Here is a 9272-nt window from a genome sequence, read left to right as displayed (position 1 = left end):
GATGCATCGCCTGTAGTAACAACTACAAACGCACCGGGTTCAACTTTTTCATTGGGTGTTCACACTGTGACATACGAAGCAACGGATGCCGCGGGCAACAAACAAACGTGTTCCTTTACGGTAACGGTAAACGATGTAACCAAGCCGGTATTTACCAATTGCCCCAATGATATAGCTGCTACTACCAGCACCACATCGTGCAACGCAGTCGTGACCTGGACCCCACCCACGGTAAGTGATAACTGCGATACGTCACCGGTGGTAACGGCAACCCATACACCCGGCTCAACATTCGCTGCCGGTATACATATCGTTACGTATGAAGCTACCGATGCAAGCGGTAACAAAGAAACTTGTTCATTCACCATTACGGTGACTGATGATACTGATCCCGTGTTCACCGTTTGTCCTGCGAACATGGTTCTCACTACAGATCCATCATCATGCACAGCTACCGGGTCGTGGACCATGCCGGTTGTTATTGATAACTGTACAGCAGCACCCGTACTTACCAGCAACTTTAATCCGGGCGATCCATTCCCGATCGGTATCACTACTGTAACCTATACGGCACAGGATGCTGCCGGAAATTCAGCAACCTGTTCGTTCACGGTAACCGTGAATGACAACACTGCGCCTGTTATTACCGGATGTCCGGCCGATATCAATTTAACTACCGATGCTACATGTCAGGCCATTGCCACGTGGACGCCACCAACGGCAAGCGATAACTGTTCGGCAACACTCACCAGTACGCACAATCCAGGCGATGCTTTCCCGACCGGTAGCACCACCGTTACGTACACGGCCACTGATGGTGCCGGCAATGTTACGACTTGCTCTTTCCACGTGATCGCCGGCGATGCCATTGCACCGGTATTCAGTAATTGTCCCGGCAACATTACCGCTTTCGCGGATGACAATGCCTGCGGCGCGCATGTGCGCTGGACGCCACCCACCGCCAGCGATAATTGTTCGGGAACTGTAAGCATTACATCTGATCACGCGCCCGGAGATTTCTTCGCGGAAGGCACAACAACGGTGACGTATACAGCTACTGATATTTCGGGAAACCGCACTACATGCTCGTTTACTGTTACCGTGAATGACACCACATTACCCGTTTTCAAAAATTGCCCCGGCGATCTGTCGGTAGCATCAGACAATTCATGTGGGGCCGTAGTAAACTGGACACCACCCATTGCTTCCGACAACTGTGGAGTGGCCAGCGTAACCAGCACACATCAGCCCGGCAACAGGTTCGACACCGGCATCACGGAAGTGATCTATACTGCAACCGACATCCATGGCAATGTTTCGGTTTGTCAATTCAATGTAAAGGTGCGCAATGGTGAAGTGCCTTCTATCGAAGGTTGCCCGGCCGATGTATCGGCAAAGGCTGGCGAAAGCGGTGAGGTAGTTGTGACCTGGGAACCTCCCACGGCCTCCACACGATGTGGTCCGCTAACGATGACCAGCTCGCATCAACCCGGCGATATCTTCCCGGTGGGCACAACCCCGGTAACATATACTGCATCAAACGATGCGGGTACAACGGCAACCTGTACGTTCAATGTAATCGTATCGTATGAAGATCTCGATATTGAAGTGACCAAGGTAGTGACACCGGACGGTGACGGACAAAATGATGAGTGGATCATTGCCCGCATCGAAAAGTTTAACCGGAACAAAGTACTCATCCTCGATCGTTGGGGAAGCGTGATCTACCAGGCTAACGGATACAACAACACAACTATATCGTGGAACGGCATGAATACGAATGGCGTTCAGGTACCCAGCGGCACGTATTACTATGTGATTGAAGTGAATTTCCTGGAGAAACATTTGAAGAAGAGTGGATTTTTTGAACTGCTGCGATAATATGGGGAGAGCGATACGAGATCATTTTTTATACTCCGCATTACTCGCAGCCTTGCTGTTGCTGGTATGTCAACCCGGTATAGCGCAGCAAAAGGTGCAGTTCAGTCAATACATGTTCAACAACCTCGTCATCAATCCCGCGTATGCCGGTGCGGATGAAGCACTGAGTCTTACGTTCATTCACCGCGCCCAATGGACGGGTGTTGATGATGCTCCCACCACGCAGACATTAACGGGCCACACACTGTTCAAGAAAAAACATTTCGGGCTGGGTGCTACATTGGTGAACGATCAATATGGCGTGCATAAAAATCTGAGCGCGCTAACCGACTATGCTTATCACTTGCAAACCGGCAAGCAGTCGTTCCTCTCCTTTGGTTTGCAGGCAGGTATGCATAATACACGTTCAGATTATGCCTCATTGATTGGCGGTGTCACCAACGACCCCCGGCTATATGCCAATGTATCCGAGACTTTCTTTGATTTTGGTGCAGGTGTTTATTTCAGGAGTCCGAGGTTGCACGTTGGTTTTTCGGCACCTCAACTATTGCCGGAGACTATCAACCTGGCTGATACGCTATCGGTGCGCCTGAGCCGCACGAACTATTTTTTGTTTTCCAAATACCGCGTCAGGCAAAACGAGAGCATCGAGTATGAACCGTCCATCCTGTTAAAATATTTTCCGGGGCTTCCCTTTTCGTTTGATGTGAACATCAACATGATCTACCGCAACGTGTTAACACTCGGGCTATCGTACCGAAAGCAGGAGTCGGTGGATTTTTTATTGAAGGCACAAATCACACCGCAGTTCCAGATCGGCTATGCGTACGATCACGCCATCGGCAGCGTAGCAAGGCTGGCCAATGGATCGCATGAACTGATGGTGCAGTATCTTTTTAAATTTGTAGAAACCAAGGTGGCCTCGCCGAGATAAGTGTAGTATGATCAACCTCCGAAATATAGTGCTGCCGCTTTTGCTACTTTTGCTGCTTGCTGCGTTGAGCGTGGCGCGCGGCCAGCAAACCGTTTTCGGGTTGTTCAGAAACGATATAAACCTGGGCGACAAATACTATAAGGATAAAGATTACCTCAACGCCCTGAAACTATACATGGAGGCCGCCAGGCGCAATCCCGATGTGCAGTTGCGCGTAGCCCGCTGCTATTATTCCCTGAAAGAATATACCAAAGCTGTTTCTTATTACGAACGTTACCTGCAGGAAAAGCGATCTTTGCCGTGGAGCGATACCTATTTTTATGCAGAAGTGCAGGCCGCCACAGGCAACTATAAAACTGCCATTGAGTATTACCAGAAACACCTCGCCAACAAAAAAGATGATGAACTGGCCATGCGCAAAGTATGGCGCCTCAGCAACATTCAATACCTGTACGAAGACTCCGCACATATAACTGTACGTCCGCTGTCGTTGAATACGGCATACGGAGAGCTTTGTGCCGTGCCCTATAGGAACAGGATTGTGTTTATGTCGAACCGGAAAGAGGCCGAGCTGGTAGAGAAAGTGAATGCCTCCATGAACGCACCTTTCTACAAGATATATTCAGCCCGCGTGCTTCCGGGTAGCGGTAGCAAGACTGGTCATCAATACGATAAAGCAACACTTTTCAGTAAAGAACTCGCTTCAAAGCTCAATGCAGGGCCGGTGGCCTTTTACGATAAGGAACAAAAGATGGTGTTTGTGGCATCCGCTCACGAAACCGGTAATGGCGGACGCAGAAGCCTGCAGTTATTTTTTGCCGAATGGAAAAACGGTGCGTGGACGGAGAGTACACCCTTTCCGTACAACAGCAAGTATCACTCCATCAGCGATCCCACCATCAGCGAAGATGGAAAGGTGCTTTACTTCTCGTCTGACATGGGAGGCGGCCTGGGCGGCCGGGATTTATATAAGTCAACCTTTGTAGACGACAAGTGGACACAGCCCGAAAACCTGGGCGAAACGGTGAACACACCTTATGACGAAGCGTTTCCATTTCTCCACCAAAACCGAACGCTATACTTTGCATCCAACGGCCACCCCGGCATGGGCGGCTTCGACATCTTTGAAACTGCCATCACAGCCGATGGCTACAGCGAACCGCGCAACGCCGGTTATCCCATCAACACCAGCTACGATGATTTTGGTATGGTGGTCGATTCGCTTGATACGCACGGCTACTTTTCATCGAACCGGAGAAGCGGAGGCTACAACGATGACCTTTACGAAGTGGAGATGGACATCCAGACATACCCGGTAACGATTGCCGGTGTGGTAAAGATGAAAGAACATGCCTGGAGCGACTCGTCTGCGCTGGCATTGCTGCCTCACGTGCGAGTATATCTTATTGATAAACTGCGCAACACCACCGTGTATGAAAGCAGGACAGACAGCAAAGGCAACTTTTCCGTGACCGTACCTTATTTTAGCGAATATGTAATACGGGTGGTAACAGATGACGGCAAGGAAAGCTTCGTTGTATTGGAAATACCCAAACACCAGCGGCAGGTCAGCGCCCATGAAATTGTATTTGTAAAAGACACTTTTTAAGAAATATAGCGATCGAGATGATATGAAAGGCTCTTCATTACTTCCACGCACAGCACATAACGTTAAGCCCCTGCTATACGGAGTTGTTGTTTTATTGGCCGCCCTGCTGGCGCATGCACCCGCCCTGGCACAGGTAAAACAACTGATCCAGGTAAAAACATTTGATGAGCGATTAAAGCCCATGAAGAATGTAGAAGTATCCATCAACGGCAAACCTTTTTTCTCTACGGGCGATAAAGGTGAAGTGTTCACCGAATTGCTGGAAGCAGAGCTGCCCATCAAAACACTCAAAATAAAAAATGAACAGCTTGAGCCAGCCGCCTGGAACCTGAGCAAAAGCATTCTCGAAATTGTAATACGCAAAAAGAATTACCAGGTAGTAACGCTTACGGTAAGAGACCGTAATACGGGTCCGGTGGCCAACGCAGCGGTAACGTTCCGGGGAAAGAAGACCGCCCAATATACCAGCACCGCCGAGGGCAAGCTGGAGTTGCCGATCGCGCTCGATGAAAAAATTACCGGCGCGGATCAATTCACCGTAAAAGGTTACAACGTGATAGACTTCCAGCAGCAGACTAACAGTGAAGCTCTGCTTACTGTAGAGTTTATAAAGCCGGTGGCTGCTATACCCCAGGAACAAACACCGGTGGCCAGTGCGCGGGAGAACACGGCCGCTGCAGACCAGGCCGTAAATAAAGACTACTTCAGGAATTTTGATATAGACCGCCTCGACTCCATTCAGTCGCTCACGGTATTTTACGCAATCTTCAAGAATGTGTCTATGAAGAATATGGACGCTGCCACCCGTGCCAGGCTGGATAGCAAGTTCAACCAACTGGTAACACAGCTTGAAGATTCACTGCGCCATGACCGCAATGTCTTTATGGGTAAGATCTCCGACTCCTCATTTGTAAGCGAAGACATCCGGAACCTGTTGAAGCAAGCCCGGGCAGAAGGCCAGGGTCTGCGCACGCAGCGAACCGAGTTTGATGAAAAGATTCACATCATTGATCAAAAGCTGCAAAGAGGTTTTACCAACCTCGATGAAAACACACGGGCCATGGTCTTTAACGACCTGATGGCGTTGGAACAATTGCTGGCTGAAAATGAAAGTCGTTTTTATAAAAACCTGAGCGACTACCGGCAGATCATAAACAGTTTGAAAGAAAAGTATTTTGATTTTCAACAGCTGGAAAACAAACTCTCTGAAAGTGAGGCCAGGCGCTTGCAGGAACAGCAGGCTTTCCGCAGACAGCTCTTTCTCATTTCGTTGGTGGCGCTGGTGTTCGGCATATTGATCGTATTGCTGATCAGGTTTAGCAATCGCCTGCGCCAGCAGAAGAAAGACTTGCTGGTAGCGAACCAGGAGGTGAAGCGCGTAAATGAAAACCTGGAAGCCATTGTTGAAGATCGTACGAAATTGCTTGCCGAGGCAAACCGCGAACTCGACACATTTCTCTACCGGGCCTCGCACGACCTGCGCTCACCCGTCTGCTCGATCATCGGGCTTTGCAACATCGCCCTTCACCTTTCCAATGGTGAGCCGAAAGAACTTGTACAACGCGTAGTCAATACCACCGAGGGCATGGACAAGCTTCTGAAAAAACTGAGCATCATCAGCGAGATCAATCAACCTACAGGCTATTCATCCATCACGCTGCTTAGTATGGTAGAGAATGTACATAACCGCTATCGCAACATTATTGAAGAAAGACGTGTAACGTTTGAGGTGCATTGTCCGGCCGATCTCGTTTTTTATTCCTATCCCAACCTGGTAGAGGTAGTAATCACCAACCTCGTAGAGAATGCACTCATCTATGGTGGCGAAGGTTCGCGCGTCATCTTCAAGGCACTTATACAAGGAGACGAAGTTCGGTTCAGCATTCGGGATAATGGTATGGGTGTAGACGCCACCATTCAGCACCGCCTCTTCGACATGTTCTTTAAAGGGCATGCTGATTCCAAAGGCAACGGGCTGGGACTATATATCGTGCAAAAATCCGTGCAGGCCCTTGAAGGAAATATTTCACTTGAGTCAGTACCCGGTGAGTATACCGAGTTCACGGTTCAGCTTCCTGTACATGCCAACACAGCCAGGTTAAATACACGGAAGTCAGGTCAGGCCGTTCTCAACGAACCGGTCTGACACAATTACGTGTATAATTTTTAAGTACATTCAGGCAACCTTCGCATGCCTGCGTGGTCGTTCAATAGATAATTATTCGCCATTCCCGTTGTAACCTTTTTTTATAATCAAGTATCCTATTGACATAACCGTATACCGCCATGCTTAAAAATTACCTGGTCGTAACTTTCAGAAACCTCCGGAAGAACGGTTTCTATTCTTTTATAAACATCGCCGGTCTTGGCATCGGCATTACCTGTTCCATCCTCATTATCCTTTGGGTAGCCGATGAGACTTCATTCGATAAATTTCATCCCAAAGCAGACCGGCTATACCAGGTATGGGTAAATGCCTATTTCGATGGGCGTATAAACTCGTGGACTTCTGTTCCTCTTCCCACAGGCGATGCGATGAAGCCTGCTGATGCCAACATCGTGCATGCAGCGGTTGTCGATTGGGGTGGCGACCATCTGCTGGCCGTATCGGATGATAAGCGTATGAATAAGCGGGGCTTCAATGTGGGTGAAGAGTTTCTTGAAATGTTCCAGTTCCCGCTCATCGCAGGCAATGCCGAACAAGTACTGGATGATGCCAGCAACATTGTTATTACTGAATCTACAGCAAAAGCGTTCTTCGGTAATGAAGATGCCATGAACAAGATCATCCGGGTCGACAATCAGTTTGATCTTAAAGTTGCCGGTATACTGAAAGACATTCCTTCCAATTCATCCTTCCAGTTCGATTTTCTTTTACCCTACAAGCATTGGCATAACACGAGCGAGTGGCTGAGACGAAATGAAACCAACTGGGGCAACTATTCTTTCCAGGTATTTGTGGAGCTCAACGATGCGAAAAACAAAGCAGCTGTTGAAAACAGCATCCGCAGCATGCTTGCCCAACATGGCGAAGACAAGGAGATAAAACACGAGTTCTTTCTATACCCGCTCCTCCGCTGGAGGCTATATTCCAATTTTGAAAACGGTGTAGAGCAAGGCGGCATGAGCGACTACGTGCAGCTCTTTACCATCATCGCGGTGTTCATCATTGTGATTGCATGCATTAACTTCATGAACTTAGCGACAGCAAGAAGCGAACGCAGAGCACGCGAAGTGGGTGTGCGGAAAAGTGTTGGCTCGCGCAGACGCGAACTGGTATTGCAGTTCCTTGGCGAATCTATACTCATTGCATTCATTTCATTTGTCATCGCTGTTGTTGCCGCGCAGTTATTGCTGCCCTACTACAACACCCTCGTTGATAAGAAATTATTTATAGACTATACCAGCAAAGAGTTCTGGATTTTTTCATTAGGACTGATATTCTTTACCGGTGTTATTGCCGGAAGCTATCCCGCCTTCTACCTGTCGGGATTCCAACCGGTAAAAGTGCTGAAGGGCAAGCCTACTATCGGTAAAGGTGCCAGCCTGCCGCGGAAGATTCTCGTTACAATTCAGTTTGGCTTCTCCATTTTCCTGATCATATCCATGTTTGTAATCTATAACCAGATTCAGCTTGCCAAAGGCCGCGATATCGGTTACTCGCAGGAAAACCTCATCACCATTCCGCTCAACAAAGATTATCACGACAACATGCAACATCTCAAAGTGGAGCTCCTCGCTACCGGTGCTGTGGAGTCGCTGGTGCGTGCCAACAGTGCTATTACCGACATCAACTCCAATAACTTTTTAGGATGGCCCGGAAAACCGGAAGAATTGAAAGTGATCTTCACCACCATTGTTACCGACTACGACTGGGCCAAAACCATGGGCGTGAAAATGATAGAAGGCCGCGATTTTTCGGAAGACTTCAAATCCGATAGTCTGGCCATTGTTGTCAATAAAGCTGCCATCAAGGTTATGGGCCTGAAAGATCCTATCGGTACAGAGCTGGAATTGTGGGGAAAGAAATACAAGCTCATTGGCGTTTGCGATGACGTGCTCATGGGTTCTCCTTATGAAGAAGTAAAGCCTATGTTTGCTGTGCTCGATGACTGGTGGGGCTCCGTAACGATCCGGTTAAAGCCGACGCAGGATCTGCAAGGCTCATTGAAGAAGATTGAAAACGTATTTAAGAAATATGGTCCGGCCTATCCCTTTGAATATACTTTCGTAGATGTGGAGTTTCAGAAAAAATTCACCACCATTAACCTGACCAGCCGCCTCGCCAGCCTGTTTGCTATACTTGCCATTGTTATTACCGGGCTCGGATTGTTTGGACTCGCTTCTTTTACGGCCGAGCAACGTACCAAAGAAATCGGCATCCGTAAGGTTTTGGGCGCATCGGTATCCAGCGTGGTGAGTCTCATCAACCGCGATTTTTCTATTCTGGTTATCATCGCCTTCGTAATCTGGGCACCCTTGTCGTGGTGGGCCATGAACAGCTACCTCGAACGCTATACAATCCGGACAGAAATTGCCTGGTGGATATTTCCGGCTACAGGAGCCATTGCCCTTGTCTTTGCATTACTGATCGTAAGCACGCAGGCACTGCGAGCTGCCCATTCCAACCCGGTAAATTCTTTACGGCATGAGTAAATATTTCCCGGTGTAACCTATATATATACCACCTGATCAGGTTTATCAAAATCGTCACAGAACATCATGCATCGAAAGCAATGAATAACATGTTACGAGGCTTTCGCGTAGTTCCTTGTGCTGCGATGTAGTTGGTCAAACTCACGCGGCATTTCAATCTGCTTTTCATAGTAAAGTGTACGCGCGAAAGAT

The 9272-nt window shown here is 48.5% G+C and carries 5 protein-coding genes; all 5 read left to right on the top strand.

Features of this window, described 5'->3' with window-relative positions; genetic code table 11:
• Nucleotides 1-1881: HYR domain-containing protein (locus V7Q33_RS22745; RefSeq protein ID WP_333821405.1), on the top strand; the 1881-nt coding region annotated here is incomplete at its 5' end.
• A 1-nt stretch (nt 1882) separates the two neighbouring features.
• Nucleotides 1883-2815 (top strand): PorP/SprF family type IX secretion system membrane protein, encoded by a 933-nt coding sequence (locus tag V7Q33_RS22740; protein ID WP_333821404.1) that lies wholly within the window; start codon nt 1883-1885, stop codon nt 2813-2815.
• Between the two features lie 7 nt (nt 2816-2822).
• Nucleotides 2823-4424 carry a tetratricopeptide repeat protein gene (locus V7Q33_RS22735; protein ID WP_333821403.1) on the top strand — a complete coding sequence of 534 codons (1602 nt, stop codon included), beginning with the start codon at nt 2823-2825 and terminating at the stop codon, nt 4422-4424.
• Between the two features lie 22 nt (nt 4425-4446).
• Nucleotides 4447-6570, top strand: coding sequence for a sensor histidine kinase (locus V7Q33_RS22730; RefSeq protein ID WP_333821402.1), 2124 nt, complete (start codon nt 4447-4449; stop codon nt 6568-6570).
• A gap of 140 nt (nt 6571-6710) precedes the next feature.
• A complete protein-coding gene (locus V7Q33_RS22725; protein WP_333821400.1) occupies nt 6711-9080 on the top strand; it encodes an ABC transporter permease in 2370 nt (789 codons plus the stop codon).
• Nucleotides 9081-9272: the final 192 nt, after the last annotated feature.

Source organism: Ohtaekwangia sp. (assembly GCF_036786105.1).
In the GTDB taxonomy this organism is placed as follows: domain Bacteria; phylum Bacteroidota; class Bacteroidia; order Cytophagales; family Cyclobacteriaceae; genus Ohtaekwangia.
Note: the sequence above shows the minus strand (reverse complement) of the source record. Positions and strands in the feature narration are given on the sequence as shown.